This is a genomic window from Prosthecobacter sp. (assembly GCF_049294395.1).
GTDB lineage: Bacteria > Verrucomicrobiota > Verrucomicrobiia > Verrucomicrobiales > Verrucomicrobiaceae > Prosthecobacter.
In genome coordinates this window covers 1-2745 of record NZ_JBAQCR010000163.1, presented here as the reverse complement: position 1 = coordinate 2745, position 2745 = coordinate 1, and the positions used below count along the sequence as shown (strand labels likewise).

2 protein-coding genes are annotated in these 2745 nt (G+C 62.6%); one reads left to right on the top strand and one right to left on the bottom strand.

The features are described from left to right. A partial coding sequence (locus tag WAW39_RS11040; protein WP_422318706.1) for a type I polyketide synthase occupies window positions 1-1447 on the bottom strand: 1447 nt, incomplete at its 3' end. A 147-nt stretch (window positions 1448-1594) separates the two neighbouring features. On the opposite strand from WAW39_RS11040, the gene WAW39_RS11035 reads away from it, so the two are divergent. Further along, window positions 1595-2745 (top strand): ABC transporter permease (locus WAW39_RS11035; RefSeq protein ID WP_422318704.1); only part of this gene is annotated, 1151 nt, incomplete at its 3' end.

Here is a 2745-nt window from a genome sequence, read left to right as displayed (position 1 = left end):
CCGCAGACTCCAGGAAATCGTGGAAGGACTTGGCCACGGCCACCAGTGAGGCATCCGTGCCGCGTGCGGAGATTGGCAGGATGAACTCCGGCTCATCGCCAGCGGGTGCCGGGACGGGAGCCGGCGCTGGACGTGGCGGTGCAGCCTCCAGCACGGCATGGGCATTGGTTCCGCCAAAGCCAAAGGAATTGATGCAGGCCAGCAGGCGGTGCTTCGCGTCCTGCTTCAGCGGCGTGGCGGTCACCGGCACCTTCAGCCGCAGACGCTCAAAGTTGAGCGAGGGATTCGGCGTGTTGAAATGCAGATTCGGCGGCACCATGCCGTGCTTCAGGCACAGGGCCACTTTGATCAGCCCCGCGATGCCTGAGCCCGCCTCCAGATGGCCGATGTTCGTCTTCACCGATCCGAGCAGGCAGTCATCTCCGGGCTGACGCCCGACGCCAAGGATCGTGCCCAGAGCGCTGCCTTCGATGAGATCGCCGATGGTGGTGCCTGTGCCGTGGGCTTCGGCATACTGAATTTCATTCGGAGATACGCCTGCGAGACGGCAGGCCGTGGCGATGAGCTCCTGCTGGGAGCCTCGGCTTGGCACCGTCATCCCGGACGTACGTCCGTCTTGATTGACGGCGGTGCTGCGGATGACGGCATAAATGGGATCGCCATCCGCCAGCGCGGCAGAGAGCGGTTTCAGGCACACCGCACCCACGCCTTCACCCCTGACGAAGCCGTTGGCGCTGGCATCAAAGGCTTTGCAGCGCCCGTCCGCAGACAGCATGCCCATGCTGGAGAAGGCAACAAAGGGGAAGGGGGTGATGATGCAGTTCACCCCGGCGGCGATGGCACGTGTGCATTCCTTGTTCCACAGCGCCTGGCAGGCCATGTGCACCGCCACCATGGAGGAGGAGCAGGCCGTGTCCACCGCCACGCTGGGTCCTTGGAAATTCAGCGCGTAGGAGATGCGGTTGGCCGCGATGCTGGCCGCGACTCCCGTGGCGGAATGCGGATAGGCCAGGCCACGACCTGCGGAATTCTGCTGAATGTCCCCGTAATCATGCGTGGAGATGCCCACAAAGACACCGGTGTCTTCACCTTTGACGATGTCCACCTGCTGGCCCGCATCCATCAGAGCCTCCCAGGTGGCCTCAAGCAGCAGTCGCTGCTGCGGGTCGACGAAAGGAGCCTCACGCTGCGTGATGCCGAAGAAGCCCGGGTCAAAAGTGTCGATCTCATCGATCAGCCCCGCCCACTTGGAATAGGTCTTGCCCGGCTTGCCAGGTTCGGGGTCGTAGTAAAAGCGGTGGTCCCAGCGGTCCTGCGGTACTTCGCGGATGGCATCCACCCCGCCCATGAGCATCTGCCAGAAAGTTTGGGCGTTGGTGGCTCCTCCGGGTAGGCGGCATCCGATTCCAATGATGGCGATGGGGGCGGCAGAGGTTGGTTCTGGCATGGGTTTTACTTGCTTACTTGCTCACGGTGCGGCTTGTCAACAAACCGGCTTGGAAATAGCATGTTCTCTGGCGTTGCAAACTCATCAAGCTGGGGCTTGAAAAGTGTGTGACCCTTTTTCATGGCCGCCGTTGCATATTCATTCTGAATGATCACCACACTTGACCGCAAACTGCTCCGCGACCTCGGCGGCATGAAAGGGCAGGTACTGGTGGTGAGCCTTGTCATGGCCTGCGGCGTGGCCATGATGATCGTGTCCCAAAGCGTGATTCTGAGCCTGGAAAGAACACGGGACAGCTACTACCAGCGTTACCACATGCCGGATGTGTTCGGTCAGGTGAAGAGCGCGCCGCTGTCCCTGCGGGACCGGCTTAGCCACATCCCCGGTGTGGCGGCGGTGGAGCTCCGCGTGGTGGAAGGCGCTCTGCTGGACATGGAAGGCGTGCAGGAGCCGGTCAGGGGGCGGCTGGTTTCCCTGCCGGATGACGGCAAGCTCAATCTCAACCAGATCTTTCTGCGGCGGGGCAGGCTCCCCGCAGTGGGGGCCCAGCGGGAGGCCGTGGTGAGCGAGGCCTTCGCGCAGGCAAACGGGCTTCAGATAGGTGACCGCATCACCGCCATCCTCAATGGGCATCGCGACCACCTGGACATCTGCGGCATCGGGCTGTCGCCGGAGTTCGTGTTTGAAGCGCCTCCGGGGCAGACCCTGCCGGACAACAAGCACTACGGCATCTTCTGGCTGCGCTACCAGTCCCTGGCCTCCGCCTTTGATCTGGATGGCGCTTTCAATGACTTCTGCATGGATCTGTCTCCCGGAACACCGCCCAAGGAGGTGATCGAGGAGGTGGACCAGATGCTGGTCACCTACGGTGCCCCCGGCGCGTATGCGTTGAGCGATCACTCCAGCTCAAAGCGGCTGGGTGACGAACTGCGGATCGTTCGAGCGCTCTCCCTCGCGTATCCCTTGGTGTTTCTGTGCGTGGCGGCCTTCATGGTAAATTCCGTCACCTCCCGGCTTGTGCGTCTGCAGCGGGAGCAGATCGCCCAGCTCAAGGCGCTCGGCTACACCTCCTGGCAGGTGGGCCGGCACTACCTGAACTATGCCTTGGTGATCGTGGCCGCAGGCACCGCAGTGGGCATTTTTGCCAGCTGGCGTCTGGGCCACACCATGCTGGCGGTGTACACCCTGCTGTTTCATTTCCCTGAGCTGCACTTCCAGCTGGATCAGAGCGCCATGGTCATGGCCCTGGTCATCAGCATCGCGGCGGCAGTCCTGGGGGTGGCTGGGGCCGTATGGCT